Annotated in this window: 24 protein-coding genes and 2 tRNA genes; 17 read left to right on the top strand and 9 right to left on the bottom strand. The window is 69.4% G+C overall.

Annotated elements, in window-relative coordinates:
- Positions 1-11: 11 nt before the first annotated feature.
- The gene (locus VNR19_RS08695) at positions 12-1,613 is read right to left on the bottom strand and encodes a phytoene desaturase family protein (protein ID WP_325725868.1); all 1,602 of its coding nucleotides are present in this window, start codon (positions 1,611-1,613) and stop codon (positions 12-14) included.
- 68 nt (positions 1,614-1,681) lie between these two features.
- Here VNR19_RS08695 and VNR19_RS08690 point away from each other — a divergent pair, with 68 nt between their 5' ends.
- From VNR19_RS08690 to VNR19_RS08675, 4 genes are all read left to right on the top strand, one after another.
- Positions 1,682-2,479, top strand: a complete 798-nt coding sequence (locus VNR19_RS08690) for an inositol monophosphatase family protein (RefSeq protein WP_325725866.1) — start codon at positions 1,682-1,684, stop codon at positions 2,477-2,479.
- A 472-nt stretch (positions 2,480-2,951) separates the two neighbouring features.
- The gene (locus tag VNR19_RS08685; protein ID WP_325725864.1) at positions 2,952-4,637 is read left to right on the top strand and encodes a peptidoglycan DD-metalloendopeptidase family protein; all 1,686 of its coding nucleotides are present in this window, start codon (positions 2,952-2,954) and stop codon (positions 4,635-4,637) included.
- A gap of 64 nt (positions 4,638-4,701) precedes the next feature.
- Positions 4,702-4,773, top strand: a tRNA-Thr gene (locus tag VNR19_RS08680).
- Between the two features lie 35 nt (positions 4,774-4,808).
- A tRNA-Met gene (locus VNR19_RS08675) sits at positions 4,809-4,882 on the top strand.
- A gap of 159 nt (positions 4,883-5,041) precedes the next feature.
- On the opposite strand, the gene VNR19_RS08670 is transcribed toward VNR19_RS08675, so the two are convergent.
- Positions 5,042-5,614, bottom strand: coding sequence for a hypothetical protein (locus VNR19_RS08670; protein ID WP_325725862.1), 573 nt, complete (start codon positions 5,612-5,614; stop codon positions 5,042-5,044).
- An 11-nt stretch (positions 5,615-5,625) separates the two neighbouring features.
- On the opposite strand from VNR19_RS08670, the gene VNR19_RS08665 reads away from it, so the two are divergent.
- The 4 genes from VNR19_RS08665 (at position 5,626) to VNR19_RS08650 (ending at position 9,192) form a co-directional block, all read left to right on the top strand.
- Positions 5,626-6,237 carry a GNAT family N-acetyltransferase gene (locus VNR19_RS08665; protein ID WP_325725860.1) on the top strand — a complete coding sequence of 204 codons (612 nt, stop codon included), beginning with the start codon at positions 5,626-5,628 and terminating at the stop codon, positions 6,235-6,237.
- Between the two features lie 136 nt (positions 6,238-6,373).
- Positions 6,374-7,672 (top strand): Dyp-type peroxidase, encoded by a 1,299-nt coding sequence (locus VNR19_RS08660; protein ID WP_325725858.1) that lies wholly within the window; start codon positions 6,374-6,376, stop codon positions 7,670-7,672.
- Positions 7,673-7,741: 69 nt separating this feature from the next.
- Positions 7,742-8,605 carry a phosphotransferase family protein gene (locus VNR19_RS08655; RefSeq protein WP_325032671.1) on the top strand — a complete coding sequence of 288 codons (864 nt, stop codon included), beginning with the start codon at positions 7,742-7,744 and terminating at the stop codon, positions 8,603-8,605.
- A gap of 50 nt (positions 8,606-8,655) precedes the next feature.
- Positions 8,656-9,192: a copper resistance CopC family protein gene (locus VNR19_RS08650; protein ID WP_325725855.1), complete on the top strand. Its 537-nt coding sequence runs from the start codon at positions 8,656-8,658 to the stop codon at positions 9,190-9,192.
- Positions 9,193-9,203: 11 nt separating this feature from the next.
- On the opposite strand, the gene VNR19_RS08645 is transcribed toward VNR19_RS08650, so the two are convergent.
- On the bottom strand, positions 9,204-9,872 hold the full coding sequence (locus VNR19_RS08645; RefSeq protein ID WP_325725853.1) for a GntR family transcriptional regulator: 669 nt from the start codon (positions 9,870-9,872) through the stop codon (positions 9,204-9,206).
- Positions 9,869-10,408, bottom strand: coding sequence for a peptide deformylase (locus VNR19_RS08640; protein WP_325725851.1), 540 nt, complete (start codon positions 10,406-10,408; stop codon positions 9,869-9,871). The genes VNR19_RS08645 and VNR19_RS08640 overlap by 4 nt, the downstream gene beginning before the upstream one ends.
- A gap of 27 nt (positions 10,409-10,435) precedes the next feature.
- On the opposite strand from VNR19_RS08640, the gene VNR19_RS08635 reads away from it, so the two are divergent.
- From VNR19_RS08635 to VNR19_RS08610, 6 genes are all read left to right on the top strand, one after another.
- The gene (locus tag VNR19_RS08635; protein ID WP_325033114.1) at positions 10,436-11,401 is read left to right on the top strand and encodes a threonine ammonia-lyase; all 966 of its coding nucleotides are present in this window, start codon (positions 10,436-10,438) and stop codon (positions 11,399-11,401) included.
- Positions 11,398-12,585: a sensor histidine kinase gene (locus VNR19_RS08630; RefSeq protein ID WP_325725849.1), complete on the top strand. Its 1,188-nt coding sequence runs from the start codon at positions 11,398-11,400 to the stop codon at positions 12,583-12,585. The genes VNR19_RS08635 and VNR19_RS08630 overlap by 4 nt, the downstream gene beginning before the upstream one ends.
- Before the next feature lie 141 nt (positions 12,586-12,726).
- Positions 12,727-13,188, top strand: a complete 462-nt coding sequence (locus VNR19_RS08625) for a hypothetical protein (RefSeq protein ID WP_325725847.1) — start codon at positions 12,727-12,729, stop codon at positions 13,186-13,188.
- Between the two features lie 213 nt (positions 13,189-13,401).
- Entirely contained in the window at positions 13,402-14,847 is a 1,446-nt protein-coding gene (locus VNR19_RS08620) for a multicopper oxidase family protein (RefSeq protein WP_325725845.1), read from the top strand.
- Positions 14,848-14,863: 16 nt separating this feature from the next.
- Positions 14,864-15,517, top strand: coding sequence for a response regulator transcription factor (locus tag VNR19_RS08615; protein WP_325033118.1), 654 nt, complete (start codon positions 14,864-14,866; stop codon positions 15,515-15,517).
- Between the two features lie 283 nt (positions 15,518-15,800).
- On the top strand, positions 15,801-16,376 hold the full coding sequence (locus tag VNR19_RS08610) for a hypothetical protein (protein ID WP_325725843.1): 576 nt from the start codon (positions 15,801-15,803) through the stop codon (positions 16,374-16,376).
- Here the strand turns inward: VNR19_RS08610 and VNR19_RS08605 are convergent.
- The 3 genes from VNR19_RS08605 to VNR19_RS08595 are packed head-to-tail and all read right to left on the bottom strand — an operon-like array spanning position 16,363 to position 18,316.
- Complete coding sequence (locus VNR19_RS08605; RefSeq protein WP_325725841.1) at positions 16,363-16,785, bottom strand: arsenate reductase ArsC; 423 nt, start codon at positions 16,783-16,785, stop codon at positions 16,363-16,365. The two genes, VNR19_RS08610 and VNR19_RS08605, sit on opposite strands and share 14 nt — an antisense overlap.
- Positions 16,782-17,003 carry a GNAT family N-acetyltransferase gene (locus VNR19_RS08600; RefSeq protein ID WP_325725839.1) on the bottom strand — a complete coding sequence of 74 codons (222 nt, stop codon included), beginning with the start codon at positions 17,001-17,003 and terminating at the stop codon, positions 16,782-16,784. The genes VNR19_RS08605 and VNR19_RS08600 overlap by 4 nt, the downstream gene beginning before the upstream one ends.
- Positions 17,000-18,316 (bottom strand): NAD(P)-binding domain-containing protein, encoded by a 1,317-nt coding sequence (locus tag VNR19_RS08595; protein WP_325725837.1) that lies wholly within the window; start codon positions 18,314-18,316, stop codon positions 17,000-17,002. Before VNR19_RS08595 ends, VNR19_RS08600 begins: the two co-directional genes overlap by 4 nt.
- Positions 18,317-18,402: 86 nt before the next feature.
- Between VNR19_RS08595 and VNR19_RS08590 the strand changes: the two genes are divergently transcribed.
- Complete coding sequence (locus VNR19_RS08590; RefSeq protein ID WP_325725835.1) at positions 18,403-18,750, top strand: metalloregulator ArsR/SmtB family transcription factor; 348 nt, start codon at positions 18,403-18,405, stop codon at positions 18,748-18,750.
- Here the strand turns inward: VNR19_RS08590 and VNR19_RS08585 are convergent.
- Together VNR19_RS08585 and VNR19_RS08580 are read right to left on the bottom strand one after the other, a co-directional pair.
- On the bottom strand, positions 18,747-19,154 hold the full coding sequence (locus VNR19_RS08585; protein ID WP_325725833.1) for a hypothetical protein: 408 nt from the start codon (positions 19,152-19,154) through the stop codon (positions 18,747-18,749). The two genes, VNR19_RS08590 and VNR19_RS08585, sit on opposite strands and share 4 nt — an antisense overlap.
- 50 nt (positions 19,155-19,204) lie before the next feature.
- Complete coding sequence (locus VNR19_RS08580) at positions 19,205-19,957, bottom strand: CDP-alcohol phosphatidyltransferase family protein (RefSeq protein ID WP_325033815.1); 753 nt, start codon at positions 19,955-19,957, stop codon at positions 19,205-19,207.
- 32 nt (positions 19,958-19,989) lie between these two features.
- On the opposite strand from VNR19_RS08580, the gene VNR19_RS08575 reads away from it, so the two are divergent.
- Both VNR19_RS08575 and VNR19_RS08570 read left to right on the top strand, forming a co-directional pair.
- Positions 19,990-21,009, top strand: coding sequence for a zinc-dependent alcohol dehydrogenase (locus VNR19_RS08575; RefSeq protein ID WP_325725831.1), 1,020 nt, complete (start codon positions 19,990-19,992; stop codon positions 21,007-21,009).
- Positions 21,006-21,265 (top strand): 6-pyruvoyl trahydropterin synthase family protein (locus VNR19_RS08570; protein WP_325725829.1); only part of this gene is annotated, 260 nt, incomplete at its 3' end. The genes VNR19_RS08575 and VNR19_RS08570, both read left to right, overlap by 4 nt.

Below are 21,265 nucleotides of genomic sequence, written 5' to 3'. Positions count from 1 at the left end.
GCGTCAGCGGGTCAGCCCCCGAGCATCTCGAGCGCCGCCATCGCGGCGCTGTGCCCGCCGAGGCCGCTGACCGCACCGCCGCGGCGCGAGCCCGAGCCGCACACGAGGACGCGTTCGTGCGCGGTGGCTACGCCCCATCGCTGCGCCGGTGTCGAGAGGTCTTCGTCGTCGCCGGCCCACGGCCACGAGAGTGGGCCGTGGAAGATGTCGCCGCCGATCATGCCGAGCGACTCTTCGAGATCGGCGGTCGTGCGCGCCTCGATGCACGGCTCGCCGTCCGGACCCACGTATACGCAGTCGGCGACGGGCTCGGCGAGCACCGAGTCGAGCGAGCGCTGCGCGGCCTCGAGCAGGTCGCGGCGCGCGGCATCCGGTTCGCGTCGCTGCACCAGCCGGTGCGGCACATGCAGGCCGAACAGCGTGAGCGTCTGGGCGCCCGCCGCCCGCAGCTCGGGTCCGAGGATCGAGGGGTCGGTGAGCGAATGGCAGTAGATCTCCGCCGGCAGGGGCTCCGGAGCGTCGCCGCTCGACGCACGCGCGTACGCGTCGTCGAGCTGCGTCATCGTTTCGTTGATGTGGAACGTCCCGGCGAACGCGGCCGCGGGGTCGACGCTCGCGTCGCGCAGCCGAGGGAGGCGCGTCAGCAGCATGTTGATCTTGATCTGTGCGCCCTCGGGGCGATCCGACTCGGTGGGGCCGGAAGAGACGGATGCGCTGCCTCCGGCCGCGAGCAGCCGGTCGAGCACGGCCGGCCCCACGCCGCTCAGCACGAGGCGCCCGTGCACGCGCGTGCCGTCGGCCAGCGTCACGACTCCGTCGGGGTCGATCGAGGCGACCTCCGCGCTCGTGCTGAGCGTCGCCCCCGCGTCGCGCGCGGCGCGCTCGAGCTCGCCCGTCACGCGGCCCATGCCGCCGACCGGCACGTCCCAGTCGCCCGTTCCGCCGCCGATGACGTGGTAGACGAAGCAGCGGTTCTGCGCGAGCGTCTCGTCGTCGGACGACGCGAACGTGCCGATGAGCCCGTCCGTGAGCGCGATGCCGCGCGCGATGTCGCTCTCGAGCGACGCGCGCAGCACGTGGCCGAGCGGCCGCTCGAACACGTCGTCCCACAGGCGGTCGTCGCCGAGCGCGCGGCGCAGCTCTGCGCGTCGACGCAGCGGCTCGGTCATCGAGGGGAACAGCACCTTCGCGACGGGGCCGATGCGGTCGTAGAAGGCGGAGAAGCGGTCGGCCTCGCCGGCGTCGCCCAGCACACGGGCGAAGGAAGCGGCGGTGGCCGCGGCATCCGCCGTGTCGACCAGGATGCCGCGCGACGGGTCTGCCGGGTCGGGCGTGTACGACGCGTACCGGCGCCGGCGCAGCTCGATGCGCAGACCGAGCTCGTCGATGATGCGGCGGGGGAGGAGGCTCACGAGGTACGAGTAGCGCGACAGGCGGGCGTCGACGCCCGCCCACGGCCGCTCCGACACGGCGGCGCCGCCGACGTGGTCGAGGCGCTCCAGCACGATCACCGACCGCCCGGCACGAGCGAGGTAGGCAGCGGCGACGAGGGCGTTGTGGCCCCCTCCGACGATGACGACGTCGTGCGTGCGAGTGGAGTCTTCGGCGACCATCCCTCCAAGGTAGCGACCCCGGCGCCTAGCCGACGCGGCCGATACCGTACGGCCGATACCGTAGAGGCATGGTCGAACCGCGGGAACTCGAGAGCATCGCACGAGAGGTCGCCCGCGAGGCCGGCGAGCTCGCCCACCGCCTCCGCGCAGCGGGGGTCGCGATCGCCGCGACCAAGTCCGCGCTCGCCGACATCGTCACCGACGCGGACCGCGAGGTCGAGGCGCTCATTCGCGAGCGGCTCACCGCGGCGCGGCCGGGCGACGGATTCCTCGGCGAGGAGTCGGGCGCGGAGTCCGGCGAGACCGGCGTCACGTGGGTCGTCGACCCGATCGACGGCACGGTGAACTACGCCTACGGCATCCCGTCATACGCGGTGAGCATCGCAGCCATCGCCGGCGAGCCCGACCCGAGCCGTTGGGAGGTGCTCGCGGGAGTCGTGCGCAATCCTGCGAGCGGCGAGGAGTTCCACGCCGCGCTCGGGGAGGGTGCGTGGCTCGGGGATGCGCGCCTCGCGGTCAACGATCCCGTCGGCGAGGCCGGAGCGCTGCTCGCGACCGGATTCGGGTACGACCCCGCGACGCATGAAGGCGACCTCGTGCGCGTCATGCGGGTGATGCCGTTGGCGCGCGACATCCGTCGGATCGGGTCCGCCGCACTCGACCTCTCGTTCGTCGCCGCCGGTCGCCTCGACGGGTACTTCGAGCGGGGAATCAACGCGTGGGACCACGCCGCAGGAGAGCTCCTGGTGCGCGAGGCCGGCGGGGTGTTCCGGCGCTCGCTGGACCCCGGCGAGACGCGGGCACTCGTCGTGGCCGCGGGGCCCAGCCTCGTCGACGAGCTTTTCGCGACCGCAATCGCCGATTGACCGGGACCGCTCCCACGAATCGGGGGTCGGAGTCAAGCCCTGGGAATGGATTTGCCCCGCCACGCGGGAACCTGTACATGGCATTCTCAGAGAGACCGGGGTAGTGTTTACGCGATTGTTACCTTCGTCGCCCGAACGGCGAGGGTGATCAGAAGCCCGATTGTCCGCCCGTTGCCCCCGCGAGCGACCAGTACCCGAGAGCCCCTGCGTTTTGCCTTTCGACGCCCCGATGGCTGAGCCTGCGCCCACGCGCCGCTCGAGCCGCCCCGCTTCGACGCCTGCACAGGCGCGAGCGGAAGCAGCCGGGATCTCGCGCGCCGAAGCGCGTCGTCGTGAAGGAGCGAACGCTCCAGAGCGCCCCGCCATCGTGTGGGGCCGCCCCGCGACACCCCCTCCCGCAGCCGCTCCCGCTCCCGCCCCGACCGCTTCCGCGACCCCGGCCGCCCCGTCGTCGACGGCACCGGCCGAGCCGGTGACCGAGTCCACGGCCACGGATGCCGCGCCCGCCCCTTCGCGTCGCGCGCGCTCCTCCCGCCGTCCGGCTGACACCGTCGTCTCCGCGACGCCGACCGCCGTTCCTCCGACCGTCACGGACTCGACCCCCACCTCGTCGCCCACCGCGCCGGTCCCCTCCGCGACCCCCACCACCCCGACAGCCTCCACGGGCCGGACCTCTCGCCGCGCAGCCCGCGTCGCGCGCGCCTCGACGGGTGAGCAGAACGTCGTCGCGGTTCCGGGGCCCAAGCCCGCGGTCGAGGACCGCCCGGGCGCCTCGAAGCCCGAGGCCGCCGCGGCCGTTCCCGAGCCCGTCGTCGAGACCGGGCCCGTCGACACGGTCATCGCCGTCACCACGAGCACGAGCCCCGTCACCGTCTCGCCCACGAGCGTCGCCGCCCCGGCCGAGCCGGTCGAGCAGGTCGCCCAGGCCGAGTCGATCGTCGCGCCCTCGCCGGTCGCCGCCGCGCCGATCGACGAGGCACAGCAGGACCAGCAGGCGCAGATCCGCGCCCGTCGGGCCCGCCGCGCCGCGGGGCGTGGAGCCGCGGCCCCGATCGTCCCCGAGCCGATCCGCATGCCGGCCGCCTCGACGTCGGAGGAGCCGGTCGTCGAGCCGACGCCGGCTGCGGCATCCGTCGATTCGCCCGTTCAGCCTGTGATGACCCCGGCCGAGCCGTTCGAGCTGCTGGAGCCGGTTGTCGCACCCGAGCCCCAGCCCGCCCCCGCGCCCGCCGCGGAGCGGGGCATCGAGGACGAACTCGAGGACGTGTTCGAAGTCGCTGCGCGCGTGTTCTCGTTCACCGGCGAGACGCCGGTGCAGGCGAAGGTCGAGCCGAAGGCGGAGCAGGCCGAGTCCGACGAGGCGCCGAAGGCCGCATCGTCCGATGACCACGTCGCGCCGCGGCGCACGCGTCCGACCTCGCGCACGACGATCAAGCGCATCGCAGGACTGTCCTTCTCGATCGGCGTCATGGGCGTCGTCGGCCTCATGACCGTGGGCATGACGACTCCGGCCGAGGCCGTCGCCGCGATGAACGGCTCCGTCCCCGAGCCGCTCTCGGTCGTCGCGGGCAGCGAGGTCGCCGAGGCCGAGCTCGACGACGACCAGGTCCAGGCATATGTCGCGCCGGCGGAGCTCGAGGCCGTCGCGCTCGACCGTCCCGACGACGACTACTCGACGATGACGCTCGCCGAGCTGGCTTCGGAGTCCGGCATCCGCAACTTCTCGAACTTCTTCGTCAACGACCCGAACTCGCCGATCCAGTGGCCGTTCGCGGTGGGCGTGCCCATCAGCTACGGCTTCGGGATGCGCTCGGGCCGCATGCACGAGGGCGTGGACTTCACGCCCGGTGCGGGCTCTCCGATCCAGGCGATCGCCGACGGCGTCGTGCGGGAGTCGACCGACGCGGGCGGCGCGTACGGCGTCCACGTGATCATCGACCACGTGATCGACGGTCAGCTCGTCTCGAGCCACTACGCGCACATGCAGTACGGCTCGCGCCGCGTGCAGGCCGGGCAGCACGTCACGGTCGGCACGGTGCTGGGTCTCACCGGCAACACCGGTCGCTCGTACGGCGCCCACACGCACTTCGAGATCCTGCTCAACGGCACCACGGCGATCGACCCGATTCCGTGGCTCCGCCAGCACGCCGGAGGCTGATCTCGATTAAGACGGATGCCGCGCCTCTGGTATCCTCTTCTAGTTGCCCGCGCGCGGGCGACATGCCCCGATAGCTCAGTGGCAGAGCACTTCCATGGTAAGGAAGGGGTCGTCAGTTCAATCCTGACTCGGGGCTCGCAGCATCCGTCTCTGTGACCGCGGGTGCGTCGCGGCAGGGTAGCTCAGTTGGTGAGAGCGCACGACTCATAATCGTGAGGTCGCGGGTTCGAGCCCCGCTCCTGCTACGAACGGAAGCCCGCCTTTTGGCGGGCTTCCGTTCGTTCCGGGGCGGTTGGTCGAACCCGTCACGCGTGGGGGGTCCCGCTCCGCCGGAGGCTCCGCGCGCCGCGCAGCGGCGTGTGGAGTGGCGGAGTGGCCGAGCCCCGCTCCTGCTACGAACGTTCTCACCGGCGTCGTGACTTCTGGATCGACTCGGCAACGAGGCCGCTGAGCGCGCCGAGACCGGCCGATCTGCCCAGTTCGACGGCGCCCACGAGGAGGTTCGGGCCGACGCCGTGGTCGGACCGGTCGCCGGTGAGGACGGTGGTCGCGCCGAGCAGGAGCGCGAAGAGGACTCCGGAAAGCGTGAGGGTGAGGACCGGCCGCGGCACCCTTCCCAGGCCGGCCCCCAGCACCCAGACGGCGAAGGTGGCGAAGAAGGCGATCATCGCGGTCGCGACGTCGCCGACGATCGATTCCAGACCGATCTGGCGAAGGAGGGGCCAGAGGAGCCCCAGAAGACCGAAACCGACCACGGCCGGCCAGCTCAGTCCGGGATGCCGGCCGGTGGGTACCGCTCGCGGGTGAGAGTGCGGTGGAGGCTCGCTCATGCTGACGAAGGTAGGCAGACCGCTTCGAGGTCGCGTTCGCTCCGCGACGACATCGAGGTCGTCGGAGGGCGGTGTCAGATGTCGATCGGTGAGGATTTCGGGCGGCCCAGGGATCGAGCACGGTGGATGGCGATCGCTCGACGACAAGGACTGACTCGATGGAACATCGCGAACCGTACCTCCACCTTCGCGTGCTTGATCGCACCGACGTCGCTGAGGCCGCGGCCCTGCTCGGGCGGGGAATGGCCGACAACCCGATCCACGTATCGGTGTACGGCGACGACGAAGTCACGCGAATCCGTCGGCATGCGTCGCTCATGCGTGTGCTCCTCTCGAGTTCGCCCGCTCTGACCATCGACGGCGTGGAGCAAGGCGGAGCGCTCGTCGGCGTTGCAGCGGCAGCACCACCGGGACGCTGTCAGCCACGGGCCGTGGCTCGGCTGCGGCTTGTGACTCGCGGCGTGACGTTCGGCCCGCGAGCAGCGGAGCGCCTTCTGACCTGGAATCGGGCATGGGCCGCGCACGATATCTCGGAGCCGCACGTGCACCTCGGGCCGGTGTCGGTTGATCGGCATCTGCGAGGGCGGGGGATCGGCACTCTCCTGATGCTCCGCCACACGACTCACCTCGACTCGCTGGGTGTGGCCGGGTACCTCGAGACGGATCGCCCCGAGGCGGTCGGCTTCTACGAGCGGCACGGATACGCGGTCATCGCGGAGGAGGAGATCCTCGGCGTGCCGAACTGGTTCATGCGGCGCCCGCCGAACTGAGCAGTCGCACTTCGTCGTCACCGGATGGAGGACCCGGACATTGAGCATGCATGAGACTCCCGGTCAGCGGCCCGAGAGCAATGAAGATCACGCACCGGGCGCGCCCGATGGACTCGGTGCGAAGCAGGTCGGGGGAGTGACCTTGTCCCGCCGCGCACTCCTGGGCTCAGCGCTCGTGACTGCGGGCGGGGCCGCGGCGATCGGCTTCGCCGCCGCGCGTGTGGCACCTCTGACCGCCGATGCCGCGTCGCCGGACTCAGGCTCGGGCGCGGAGGACGTGATCTCGCCCTTCGGCGCGCACCAGGCCGGCGTCGCCACGCCGCAGCAACGGTACGCGACCTTCGTCGCGGCGGATCTGGCCGCGCAGGACGCCGCGCTGCTTCGTCGACTCCTCGCCGACGTCTCGGACACGGTCGTGGCCATCGTCCACGGCGAGGAGACCCCGCCCTCACCGCTGTATCCGGACGACGCGGTGACGCCGACGGATTACGCCACGGGGTTGTCTCCCTCCCGCCTGACGGTGACGACGGGAGTCGGACCGCGCGTCTTCGATCTGCCCGGAATCTCCCGTGAGCGCCCACGACGGCTGCGACCGCTGCCGGAGTTCACCGGCGATCACCTCGATCCGCGTTGGGGCGGGGGAGACCTCCTGTTCCAGATCTGCGCAGACGACCCGCAAGTGGTCAGCGCCGCCATGCGCGCGCTGCGTGCACGGATGCCCGGGTACGCGGTCATCCGTTGGACGCAGACCGGATTCCTCACCCCGCCGAAGGGCGGCGGAACGCCTCGCAACATGTTCGGGCAGAAGGACGGAACATCCAACCCCCGCGTCGGGACCGCACAGTTCGACGATGCCGTGTGGTCGCTTCCGGACGAGCCGTCATGGTTCCGCGGAGGCACCTACCTCGTCTTCCGGAAGATCCGGATGATGACCGCGAAGTGGGACCTCACCGCGCGCGACGAGCAGGACGCGGTGATGGGGCGTCGTCGCACGGACGGATCGCCGTTGACCGGGAAGACGGAGTTCGACGAGCCCGACTTCGAGGCCGCAACGGCCGGGGGCGAGCCCGTGATCGAGCCGGATGCGCACATCCGGCGTGCGCACGGCGTCCCGATGCTGCGTCGCAGCTACAACTACGACTACGGCCTCCTCACGGCGATGGCCGGTGGCAGCCCCGATCCGCTCGAGCATCCCGAGGATCATCCGCATGCTCCCGGAACGGAGGAGCACCACCACGGTGGCCACGGGAAGCTCGATGTCGGCCTGCTGTTCTGCGCGTACGGCAACGACCCGGATCGTCAGTTCATCGCGGCGCAGAAGCGGCTCGCCGAGCAGGATCGCCTGAACGAGTTCATCCAGCACACCGGCAGTGCCATCTTCGCGATCCTGCCGGGCTTCGGGGAAGGTGGATACGCCGGCGACACCCTGGTGTGACCTTTATCCGCCCAGGGCAGACGGCCGAGCCGGAGCCATGAGACCGACAGCCACCGTTCGGGAGAGGATATGACCCTTGAGCTGAGCGCGGACGACCGTGCTCGAATCGCCGAGTTGGGGATGCGCTACCGACTGTGGTCGCCCGCGGAGGAGCCGACCCTCGTATCCCGCGGGGGCGAGAACACGACCTTCGCGGTCGGTGAGTACATCGTCCGATGTTCGGGCGATCTCGATGCAGTCAACCGTGAGGTGGAGCTGCTCGACGCGCTCGCGGGTGCGACCTCCGTCCCCACACCGACACCGGAGCTGCACGAACCGGAGTCCGGAACATTCGCATACCGACGGCTTCGAGGCGCGCCCCTCATTCACCGACGTCACCGTGACACGAAGAAGATCCGACACGCGCTCATCGACGTGCTGTCTGCGCTCCGAGAGTCTCCACGCGCCTCGCGCCTGCCGGTCGATCCGTATCCGAATGAGCAGTGGCATGCGGATGCCGCAGAAACGTACACGGCCGTGTTGAACCACCTCGACGGCGAGCAGGCGCGCATCGTCCGCGCGTTCCTGAGCGAGCCGCCGCCGCCCACACGGACTTCGACCGTCGCTCAGCACAACGACCTCGGAGCGGAGCACATCCTCGTCGACGACGCGGGAGAGGTGACCGGGATCATCGATTGGACGGATGCGGCGATGACCGACCCGGCGCGCGACATCGGGTCCCTCTACCGAGACCTCGGGCCCGCCGCGGCGCTCCGCGTGGGGGAGAGCCTGGACGGGCCCATCACCGAGGACGAGCTGCGCCGCATCCGATTCCACGCACGCTGCAAGTGGCTCGAAGACGTCGCCTTCGGGATCGAAGATCCGTGGACGCGCAAGCCCTATCTCGACAACGCAACGATCACGTTCGATCACACGTTCGCAGCCGATCCGTGAGCCGGGGCAGGAGGACGGGGAGCAGGAGGAAGGATGAAAGGCCGAATCGGATGATCATCACAAGGAGGGTCATCGCGGCGGGAATCGCGCTGGGACTGGCGGTCTCACTGACGTCCACCAGCGCCGGAGCGCACGACGCGCTCACGGACAGCTCGCCCAGATCCGGAGACGTCCTCGCATCGGGTCCCTCGGAGATCACCTTGACCTTCTCGGACCGCGTCTTCGAGGACAGCGCGGTGGTGGCGGTGTCGGATTCGGAGTCCCGCGGTTGGGTGTTCGGCTCACCTGCCGTCGACGATGCGACCGTCACCGTCCAGCTCGAGCGAGAACTCCCCGACGGTGAGTATGACGTGCTGTGGCGGGTCGTCTCGAGCGACAGCCACCCGATATCCGGAGCGTTCACGTTCCGGGTCGGGGACGGCGACACTGTCGACCCCGCATCCGGCGCCGGCGATACAGAGTCCCTCACGGGGCCGGCTCAGCCCGCGGCAGTCGTTCTGTGGACAGTCGTCATCGCCGCCCTTGCAGCGGTGGTGGCGGCCGTCTTCCTCTGGCGTTGGGTCACGTCACGTCGACGAAACGGGTGATCGTGCCCGTCTCAGGCGGGCCGGTCGTCCAGTGTGAGCCAATGCAGGACCTGCTCCAGACCGTCGCGCCAGTGCCGGCGGACGATGTCGGCGGCTCTCTCCCGGTCTCCGTCAGCCAGTGCGTCGAGTATCGCTCGGTGCTGGGCATCCGCCTCGGCTCTGCTCCCGACCAACCGCATGTAGGTCAGTTCATATCGGGAGATGCTGGTTCGCAGACTCTGCGCCATCTCCACGAGCTTGGCGTTGCCTGACGTCGCCGTCAGCAGATCGTGCCAGTGGGAGTCCAGCTGCCACCTGCGAACCGGATCGTCGCACTCGGAGAGTTCGCGCGCCACCGCGCGCAGGTCGCCGAGCGAGGACTCGGTGGTCGCGCCGGAAGTCGTCAGTGCGAGGGATTCGAGGGCGCCCAGGATGGGGTAGATCTCTTCGGCTTCCGATCGCGTCAGCGGACGCACCACGAAACCGCGAGCGAGGGACGACTGGAGCACGCCTTCCGCCTCCAGCCTGATGAGGGCTTCTCGGACAGGGGTGCGCGACACCTCGAGCGAACGGCTGATGGCCGCTTCGGTCAGAGCCGTGCCGGGGGAGTAGTCGCCCGAGGAGATCAGCGCGATGACCCGTCGGTAGACGGCCTCGCGCAACGGCTGGCCGCGCTGAATCGGGCCGCGGTCGTCGGTCATCGGGTGGCTCGCACGCGGTAGGGGCTGTCGTCGCGGTACCGCGATTCGAACTCGGATCGCATGCACAGCGTCTCGATCGCCGTCATGCGGTCCACGGCGAGGATGCCGTCCAGGTGGTCGATCTCGTGCTGCAGCAGCTCGCCGAGTTCGCCGTCCGCGCGGATGGTCTGCTGCCGGCCCTCGGGGGTCTCGTACTCGACCGTGACCCAGGCGTTCCGCCTCACTCGGCAGAAGAACGAGAGGGAGAAGCTCAGGCATCCGTCCCATGGCTCCCAGGTCTCGGATGATCGCTCGACGATCCGGGGATTCACCAGGACCCACGGCTCGTCGATCTCGACGTACACCAACCGCTTGCCGACTCCGATCTGCGGGGCCGCGATCCCTCGGCCGTATCCGGTCCGCGATCGCCAATCCGCCAGCGTGTCGGCGAGGTCGGCGACCAGCGGCTGGATCGCCCGCAGGTCTTCGCGCGTGACGGCGGATGTTGCGGCTCGAAGTGTCGGATTCCCGAGCTGGACTGTGGGCTGTACCGGCATAACGGTATATTGTATACGATAGACGATATGGTCGGCCTTTCCGCTGAGCGCATCGAGTCCGCCGTCGAGCTCATCGAGCCGGTGTTCGTCGACACGCCGCAGTTCCGCGACGCCGCGCTCTCCCGCGCGCTCGGCCGCGATGTCGTTCTGAAACTCGAGACTCTCAACCCCGTCCGGTCGTTCAAGGGACGAGGCGCGAGCCTCCTCATGCGAGACCTGGCCCCCGGTCAGCGCGTCGTCACCGCTTCCGCAGGCAACTTCGGGCTCGCGATGGCGTACGCGGGCATGCTGCGCGGAGTGGACGTCACGGTCTACTGCGCCGCGACCGCCAACGCCACCAAGGTGGCCCGAATCCGGGATGTGGGCGCGGAGGTCATCGTGCGTGGCGCGGACTTCGATGTCGCCAAGGAAGCGGCGCGGGAGCATGCGGCCGTGGAAGGGCACAGGTTCGTCGAAGACGGAGACGACCTGCGGATCACAGAAGGCGCCGGCACCATCGCTGTCGAGCTGGCCGACCAGGCGCCCGATGTCATCGTCGTCCCCGTCGGCAATGGTGCGCTGGCGACGGGGATCGGGTGCTGGGTCCGGACCCGGCGACCGGGGTGCAGAGTGATCGGAGTCTCCGCCGCCGGGGCGCCGGCGATGGCGAACGCGTGGCGCACGGGGATTCCCGCGGCGACTGATCGCGCGAACACCATCGCCGACGGCGTCGCGGTTCGCGTTCCGGTGCCGAGCATCATCCCGATGTTCCGCGAGTACGTCGACGACATGCTGCTCGTGGAAGACGAGGTCATCTGGCACGCCTTGTCGCTCGTCCGGGACACGGTCGGACTGATCCTCGAACCGTCCGCCGTCGTCGGGATCGCAGCGATCATGCAGCACGGCATCCCCGGGGCACGTGTGGCGACCATCGCCACGGGGAGCAACTACTCGGAGCAGCTCCTTCGCCAGATCACAGGCGTCGATGACCGGCCGAGGCGGCCCCTACCATGACACGCAGGATGCTCGAGGCGAGCGGTCCTCCCCGCGGCGCGACCGCGCCTGCGCCATGGGTGATCGACGCACTGCTCGGTCTCGGCGTCACACTGACCGTGGCGTGGCTGATCGCCGTCAACGTCGGAGGGATGGGCGCCGGCGGGTGGGAGTACCCATGGGCCCTCGTCCTCGGCGCACTCCTGCTCGCGCGTCGCCGGTATCCACTCCTCGTCGCGATCGGCTCCGGAGCGGCGGTCATCGGATACCACGCATCCGGACACGCGCCGATCGGGGTCGCCGTGCCTCTCGCTGCGGTGATGTTCTCTGCTGCTGAGTTCGGGCGGGCCATGGGGGCAGCCGTGGTCTCGGCAGCCGTGATCACGATCGCGCTCTCATACCGACTCGCCATCGGCCAGGACCCTGCGTACCTCATCGCGTACGAGCTGCCCGCCCAGGCGCTTCTGCTTGCGGGTGCTGTCGCGCTGGGGGACGGCGTACGTTCGCGCCGCGAGCTCCGCCGACAATCGGAACGGATAGCCGCCATGACAGCGGAGCGCTACGAACGCGAGGCGGAGTGGCGAGTGATGACCGAACGGCTGGAGATCGCACGGGAGCTGCACGATTCCGTGGGCCATGCTCTGACGGTGGTCACGCTCCATGGGCAGGTGCTCGAGGAGTCGCTCACGCCACAGGACGAGGAATTGCGACGCTCCCTCAGAGCCATCACCGATACGACGGCGGCGACGTTCGCAGACCTCCGGAGAACCGTCCTCAGCCTGCGAGGCGAAGGGAGTGCGCCCCGATCGCCCCTGCGACTCTCCGATCTCGAGTCGGCCATCGCGCCCGCGGCGCAGATCGGCGTCGCCACCACGCTGAGTGTCTCGGTGATGACCGCCCTGCCGTCGGCAGTGGAGACGACCATCTATCGGATCGTGCAGGAGTCCATCGTCAACGTCGTGCGGCACGCGCAGGCGTCGCGCGTCGACGTGAGCGTCCGAGAGTCCGACGGTTCCGTGTCGGTGAGCGTCGTCGACGACGGATGCGGCGGCCCGACGAACCCGTCGGCCGAGAGCCACACGGGAAGCGGCATCGCAGGAATGCGCGAGAGAACCGTTCTGCTCGGCGGTGAGTTCTCCGCCGGGCGCTCGGGTGACGGATTCACCGTGCGTGCGAGGATTCCGATCGAAGCCGCATCCGGCTGAGTCTTCTCGCCGAACGCCCCGCGGGCGTGCGTCGTGCGGCCCGCTGTCGCATTCGCGTGTACCGGGCAGTCGTCGAATGGCGACGCTGATGTCGTCTTCGGGACGATGACCGGCGGCCAAGGCGATCCATACCGTGGCGGCATGTCACAAGACGTCGCTCAATCAGACACGCAGGTGCCGCGGCCGCGCAGCTTCGGGCTTCCCTTCCTCGCACTCATCGGTCTGGCCGCGCTGCGGGTGCCCGCTTCGATCCTGGAAGACCTCCGCGTGGTCGATGCCGGGCATTGGGTCTCGGGGCTCCTGCCGTGGGTGGTCGTCGCTGTCTGGGTCGTCGTGGCGGTCGTCCGGAGTGTGCCGCATCCGTTCTCGACGGTTCTCATGATCGGCGCCATCTCGGGTGTTCTGCTCATGATCACCTACCAAGCCCTGTGGGACGTCCTCTTCTGGGACTACCCGTCGGAGATCGGTGGCAGTGGGGTCGCGATCCGCCTCATCGCGATCCCCGGAGGCTTTGTCGCCGGTGTCGTCTCCGGTGCCGTGGGTGGGCTCGTCGCGTGGGCGATTTCCGCGGCGACGCGTCGCCGCCGTACCGGCACCGAGTAGGGACAAACCCCGCCGCCCGCTCAGCGAAACCCTGCATTCCCGTCCCCGGGCAGGACCGGGGACACGATGCGAGGAGCATCAATGCCAAGAGATTCCCGTCTGAGTACGAGAAGGATCGCTCGTCGCCGGTCGATCCGCTCGGTCGCCGTGTCGTCAGCTGTCGCCTTGGCAGTGACCGCATTGAGCGGCTGCGACGCTGTCCAGCGAGCACCCGTGGTGGACACGGTCGGTCAGGTCGAGTTCGAGAACGCGCTCGCGATACCGCCACTGGACCGGGGCACGGTCGGACCCGACGGTGTGCGGGAGTTCCGGCTGCGCGCGGCCGAAGGGGTCACCGAGTTCACTCCGGGTGTCGGGACGACGACTTGGGGATTCAACGGGAGCTACCTGGGTCCGACGCTCGCCGCGACTGTCGGCGAACCCGTCCGAATCCATGTCGAGAACGGCCTTTTCGTGCCCACCACCGTCCACTGGCACGGGATGCATCTTCCGGCTGAGATGGACGGCGGTCCTCATCAGGTCATCGAGCCGGGCGTGACCTGGTCGCCGTCCTGGACCATCGATCAGGAGCCCACGACCCTGTGGTACCACCCGCACCTCCATGGCGAAACCGAGTCGCATGTGGAGATGGGGCTCGCCGGCCTGTTCCTGCTCGAACCGGAGGATCCGGATCGCTTCGGGCTGCCTCACCGATACGGGGTGGACGACATACCGGTGATCGTCCAGGACAGGCAGTTCACGAGCAGCGGCCAGTTCACGACGTCGACCCGAGGCTTCGTCGGGGCTCTGGGCGACACCGTGCTCGTCAACGGCACCGCAGCTCCGTATCTGGAGGTGACGACGGAGCTCGTGAAACTGCGGCTGCTGAACGGCTCCACAGCCCGCACCTATCGATTCGAGTTCGACGATGAGCGGTCGTTCGACCTGGTGGGCACCGACGGCGGCCTGCTCGAGGCGCCGCACCGCACCGACCATGTGCAGCTTTCACCCGGTGAACGCGCGGAGATCGTGGTGCGTGTGCGACCCGGCGAACAGCCCGTGCTGCGCTCGATCAGTCCCGACCTGGGCATGCCCGGTCCGATTGCGGCGATGAACGGAGGGTCCGACAGGCTCGACATCATGCAGCTGCGGGCCGCGCCCGTGCTGGAGGCGAGTGCGCCGCTCGCGGAGCGGTTCGCCGAGATCTCGCGCATGAACCCGTCAGATGCGGCGAATGAACGCCACTTCGAGATGGACGGCCTGCAGATCAACGGTCAGTCCATGCAGATGCACACGGTCAACGAGATCGTCGAGGTCGACACCGTCGAGATCTGGAAGGTGCGCAACCGGATGCAGTTCGCGCACTCCTTCCACATCCACGACGTCCAGTTCCAGGTGCTCTCGGTGGACGGGAAGGCTCCGCCGCCCGAGCTCGCCGGATGGAAGGACACGATCTACACGCGACCCGGCGTGATCTATGAGCTGATCATGCGGTTCGAGGACTACGCGGATCCCGATACGCCGTACATGTACCACTGCCACTTCCTCGCGCATGAGGACGCTGGGATGATGGGGCAGTTCACCGTCGTGGAGGACGCATCCACGGCGCCGAAGGTGATCGACATCCCCTCCCGGGACGATGACACGGCGCCCTTCACCGGTCACGGTGGTGGTCACTGATGGGAGGTGGTGGCTCGTGACGACGGTCGTCCTCGTCGACGATCAGGATCTCGTGCGCGCCGGTCTGCGCGCGCTCCTCACGCGCGACGAGTCCATCCATGTCGTCGCCGAGGCGACGGATGGCCGCCGTGGGGTCGAGGCGGCGCGCAAGCACAAGCCGAGTGTCGTCCTCATGGATCTCCGGATGCCGCTGATGGACGGCATCGAGGCGACCCGCGTGATCCGTGGTGACGAGGAGCTGGCCGATACGCACGTCGTGGTGTTGACGACCTTCGACGATGACGCGGACATCGTCGAGGCGATCCGCGCCGGGGCCGTCGGCTACCTGCTCAAGAGCACGCCGCGAGACGAGTTGCGCGACGCGGTCAGACGTGCGGGTCGAGGGGAGCGGCTGCTCTCGCCCGAGATCACCGAACGCCTCATGGACATGGTGGCGGCCGGGAGAGCGGCGGCAGTGCCGGATCCTCGGCTGGAGCTGCTGAGCTCGCGCGAACGAGACGTGCTCACGCGCATCGGATACGGCGACACCAACGACGAGATCGCGGTGGCGCTTCACTTGAGTCCCGCGACGGTCCGGACCTACGTGAGTCGGATGCTCGCGAAGCTCGGTGCGCGAGACCGCCCCGAGCTGGTGGTCATCGCGCACAGGTCCGGCCTCGTGAACTTCTGATCCCGGCTGTCCGCGGTGGCTCGCGGTTCCCGGCGCGGTCGGCGCGGTGAGCGTGAGTGCGAAGAAGTGCTCCATGCCCCACCCGGAATCGACCGCATAAAATTGCTCTCGGGGGACCGCAGCACACCCGTGTGATCTCGACGTTCCGTCGTCACACCGGTTCGTGCGTCGGCGCGGTCTTGTCGTGTTCGCTTCGACGGGGGTGACTGTTCTGCGAGCGCGTGGAGAGCTGCCGCGGGTATGGCGGCAGGTGACGAGTGTCTGTATGCGCTGCGTCGCGGCCGTGGCGTTGCTGACCGCCGCGGTCGTGCTGACCGGATGCGGGACGGAGTCCGCGAGGGCCGCCGCACCTCGCGCGACGGCGCCGCCGCTCCCGTCGCCGACCGCCGAGGCCTTTCCGGTGTCGAGCGAGACCGAGCCGCTTCCCGCGGGCACGTCGGTGCAATACGGGCGCTGGAAGTACACCGTCGATCCCGTGCAGTGGCATCAGCGCGACCGTGTGCTGGCCGAGGCATACGCCCCGCCGGCCGTCGCCGACGGATACGGGTGGGCGCTGCTGACGTTCACGGCAGCCAACGGCGGGCAGGAGCCCGCGGCCCCGTGGGGGTTCGAGGTGATCCTGCACGCGGCCGGGTGGGACGTGTCGCATCGTGCGGTGCAGGCGGGCACGATACGGATGCCGGACGAGTTCACCATCGCGGATGTCGAGCCGGGCGGGGAGCTCTCCGGGAACCTCGGCTTCTGGGTGCCCGACTACGCCGCCGACGATCCCGATTGCCGCGTGCAGCTGCTCGTCGGTCGCGGCGTGCCGGAGAACCCCGCCGCGGAGGGCGAGTCGGTGTGGTTCACGTGCCGGTGACCCAAGCACCCGGCAACAGTTCGCCCAGGAGCGCCTCGACGCGCGTGCGGATCTCGTCGCGGATCGACCGGACGGTCTCGAGGTCCTTGCCGGCGGGATCTTCGAGCTCCCAGTCCTCGTAGCGTTTGCCGGGGAAGACGGGGCACGCGTCTCCGCAGCCCATCGTGATGACGATGTCCGACTCGCGCACGGCATCCGTCGTCAGCAGAGTCGGCGTGGCATCCGCGATGTCGATGCCCTCTTCGGCCATCGCCTGCACCGCGACCGGATTGATCGCGTCTTTCGGCGCGGATCCGGCCGACAGCACCTCGATGGCATCGCCGCCGAGAGCGCGCAGGTAACCGGCCGCCATCTGCGAGCGGCCTGCGTTGTGGACGCATACGAAGAGCACCGTCGGTCTGTCGGTCATGGTGCGTCCTCCGGGTCGACGCCGACCGTGCGACTCCGGCGCCCGATGAGTATGGTGTCACGCCATCGGCCCGCGTGCGGGCCGGCACCGGACTTCGCCATCCGTTCGCGGCGGCCGACGACTCGGAATCCTGTCGCCTCGCGGTCCTCGATGCCCTGTGCGTGGATGCGCTCGACCGCCGGCCAGTCGGCGGGCGTCATCGGTCGGATGCGCGTCACGAACAACATCCTCCGCCATTGCCGACATCCGTCGAGCACACGCCCGTCGCGGGCAGGGTCAGCTTCACGTCCGCGGCGGATGCGGTGTCGCCCGCGAGCCACGCCGTGACCGAGCGCACCTGCTCGTAGCCGGTCGCGAGCAGGAACGTCGGCGCACGGCCGTACGACTTCATGCCCACGATGAAGAATCCGGGTTCCGGATGCGTGAGCTCACGGAATCCGTGCGGCTCGACGGTGCCGCACGAGTGGACATTCGGGTCGATCAGAGGTGCGAGCCGTCGTGGGGCCTCGACGATCTCATCCAGTTCGAGCCGGATCTCGCGGAGCATGTCGAGGTTCGGGCGGAACCCCGTCGCGTTCACGACGACCTCGGTCGTGTGGGTCACGACGTCGCCTCGGCGGTGGCCGATGAGCTCGACGGCACCGCCCGCGCGTCGCGCACGGATGATCTCGAACCGGTCGAGAACGGCGATCGCCCCCTCTGCGACGGCTCGATCGACCCTGTTGCCGAGGCGGGCGCGGTCCGCCAATTCGTCATCCTCCGAGGACGAGAGGCGCGCGGCTTGCGCGTTGCGGATGAGCCACGTGACCGATGTGCCCGGAACCTCGCGCGCGAGCTCCACGAGCGCGAGCAGAGTGTTTGCCGCGGAATGACCCGCGCCCACGACCGTCGTATGGCGGCCCGCGAAGCGCTCGCGGTCTCGACCGAGCACGTCGGGGAGGGCATCCGTCACGCGGTCCGCGATCTCGGTCATCCCGAGAAGCTCGAGTCCGCTCGATGTGAGCGGATTCGGCGACGTGTACGTGCCGGAGGCGTCGATCACCGCGCGCGCCGTCACTTCGTCGACACTGCCCCCGCGGTCTCGGAGCCTGACGACGAACGGCACCCCCGCCCGTCCGCGGGTGCGCGTGCGATCCATGCCCTCGCGAGCGACTCCGATGACCTCGACGCCGTATCGGATGCGGGGGGCGAGCTGCTCGAGCGCGGCGAGCGGAGCGAGGTAGTCATCGACGAGCTCACAGCCCAGCGGTGCCCGATCGGAGTCCGGATGCTCCCACCCCCGCGCCTCGAGCAGGCGGCGCGCCGCCGGATCGACGAGGTGCCGCCACGGTGAGAAGAGCCGCGTGTGACCCCACGCGCGCACGCTCGCCGCGACCTCATCACCTGCCTCGAACACCACGAAGTCGATCCCGCGCTCGACGAGGTTCGCGGCGGCGGCGAGTCCGATCGGTCCGCCGCCGATGATCGCGACGGGCAGTGAGGCCAGCCGATCGTCGTCGACGGTGCGCGGTGTGATGTCGAGCAAGGTCATCGGGGAACCTCCAGATATCGATGAGCTTCGATGCCCGATTCTGCGCCGAGCTATCGATGGTTGTCAATATCGACTAGCATCGATGTATGCCGACGGTTCTCGAGGTCACCGACATCACTGCGGACACATGCTGCGCGCCGCTCGTGCGGGAGCCGCTCTCCGCCGACGAAGCCGAGCAGCTCGCCACCACGATGAAGGCGTTGGCTGATCCGGCCCGTCTGCGCCTGCTGTCGATCGTCGCGGCATCCGAGGGTTCGGAAGCGTGCGTGTGCGACCTCATCGAACCGGTCGGGCTCAGCCAGCCGACGGTGTCGCATCACCTCAAGGTCCTGACCACGGCGGGCTTCCTCGAGCGCAGCAAGCGCGGCACGTGGGCGTACTACAAGCTCGTTCCCGGCGCGCTCGACCGCGTCTCGCAGCTCCTCGCGCCTTAGCGCGCCGACTCGACCGCCGGCGACCGGCGGAAGACGAGCACCGTCGTGATCAAGAGGATGACGATGCCGATCGACTCGGCGATGACGGTCTCGGGAACGAGCGTGAAGTCCCACGTCTCGGTGATGCCGAACAGCCCGACCGTGAGCGCCAGAAGCAGCGAGCCGAGTGTCGCGATGAGGAACAGCAGGCTCAGGAGGGTCGCGACCTGGAGCAGGCGCCCCTTCAGGAAGACCATCCCGACGGCGAGGACCAGGGCGGCGATCGCGTTCAGGACGAAGAACACGCCCAGGATGCCCCCGACGCCGTCGAACACGAGGTAGAGATGGATGCCGCCCGCCACGAGGAGGGCGATCGCGCTGAGGATGCGCATGACCCAGAGCACACGCCCGCCGCTTCCGTTCATGTCCGACCCTTCCTTCTGCGAGTGGTTCGCTTCGAGTGAATGTTGGCGGTTCAGGCCTCCTCTGTCGAGGCCTCCTCAGTGGACACGAGCCGGATGCCCGAGCGGTTCACCCGCGACAGGTGGGTGCGCACGAGCCACGTCACATCCCGTGCGAACGACTCGACGAGGAGGGCGAGCGCTGCGAGCGCGACGATCGCGGCGACGACCTCGGGGAGCAGGCGACTGGCGACGACCGTCAGGGCGATGCCGCAGATCGCGGTGACCGCCTTGCGCCAGAACCGCGGCGGCAGCGTCTCGCGCATCCACGGCAGCACGAGCCCGGCCGCGACGAACGCGTACCTCATGAGGCCGAAGGCGAGCACCCACCAGCCGACGATCGGCCCGCAGCACACGCTGAGCACGAGCAGCAGGAACGCGTCGACCTCCATGTCGAACTGCGCGCCGAGCTCGCTCTCGCTCGACGTGCGCCGGGCGACGTATCCGTCGATACCGTCGAGGGCGAGAGCGATCGCGGCGAGTGTCACCAGCAGCGGCGTCGAGACGGCAGCGGTGAAGGACGACACGACGATCGCCGTGATGAGCCCCACGAGGACTGAACGTGTCGCGGTCACGATGTTGGCCTGCCCGAACCGTGCCGCACCGCGTCTGCGCAGCCCGAGCGCGAGCAGAAGGTTCGACACGACGAGGTACGCGATTCCTGCGCCGAATCCCCATGGAGACAGGGGGCTGAGGGCCGACGCGGCGATCAAGGCGGCAAACCCTACTACCGCGAACCACCACGGCACCCACTGAACGTTTCCCATGTGCTCTCCGTGTAGATTTCATGGCGGCCACCATGGATACGACGAACGTACCCGCCGCGGTTCACGCGGATGCCACAGACGCGGCCATCGCATGGTGGATCGTGGCCCCGGGCGAGGGTGAACACCGCCCCGAGCCGCTGCCGCCCCGCGGCGACGGCGAGGCGCTCGTGCGCACGCTCTGGACGGGCATCAGCCGCGGAACCGAGAGCCTCGTGGCGCGGTGCGAAGTGCCCGAGAGCGAGCGCGACCGTATGAGGGCGCCCTTCCAATCCGGTGACTTCCCGTTCCCCGTCAAATACGGCTACCTCAATGTCGGCGTCGTCGAGGAGGGACCCGACGACCTCGTCGGCCGCACGGTCTTCTCGCTCTTCCCGCATCAGTCGCGCTTCGTCGTCCCGGCCGACGCCCTCACTGTCGTGCCCGACGATGTGCCTGCCCGCCGTGCCGTCCTCGCGGGCGCGGTCGAGACCGCCGTCAACATCCTGTGGGACGCGGAGCCGCACCTCGGCGATCGCGTCATCGTCGTGGGGGCGGGAATGATCGGATGCGCCGTGGCGGCACTCGCGGGCCGCATCCCCGGCGTCGAGGTGACGATCGTCGACGTCGACCCCGCGAAGGCCGACGTCTCCGCGTCTCTCGGCGTGGGGTTCGCCGACCCCGCCGACGAGCTGCCGCCCGCAGACATCGTCATCGAAGCAAGCGGCAACGGTGCGGGGCTTCAGCACGCACTCCGCGCGGCGGCCACCGACGGGCTCATCGTCGTCGCGAGCTGGTACGGCAGCCGCCCGATTCCGCTCGACCTCGGGGCCGACTTCCACTCGCGTCGGCTCACGATCCGCTCCAGCCAGGTCGGCGCCGTCGCCGCGAGCCGACGGTCGCGAAGGTCGACACACGACCGCCTGGCGCTCGCCCTGCGCCTGCTCGCGGATCCCGCGTTCGACACGCTTCTCGCAGACAGCTCGCCCTGGACCGACCTTCCACGCCTGACCGCCGACCTTGCCGAGGGCACCGCCGGTGCGCTGTGCCACACGATCGATTGGAGCGAGGCATGACCTTCAGCCTCACCGTCCGCGACCACATCATGATCGCGCACAGCCTGCGCGGAGAGGTGTTCGGTCCCGCGCAGCAGCTGCACGGCGCGACCTTCCTCGTCGACGCGACGTTCCGGTCGGCCGACGTCGACGAGAACGGCATCGTCGTCGACATCGGCCGCGCGAGCGAGGCTCTGCGCGACATCGTCGGCGAGCTGACGTACCGCAACCTCGACGAGGTGCCCGAGCTCGCCGGCGTGAACACGACCACCGAGCG

Source organism: Microbacterium sp. (assembly GCF_035556355.1).
Classification (GTDB): domain Bacteria; phylum Actinomycetota; class Actinomycetes; order Actinomycetales; family Microbacteriaceae; genus Microbacterium.
The sequence above is the reverse complement of the archived record's forward strand: the minus strand, read 5'-3'. Positions and strand labels throughout refer to the sequence as shown.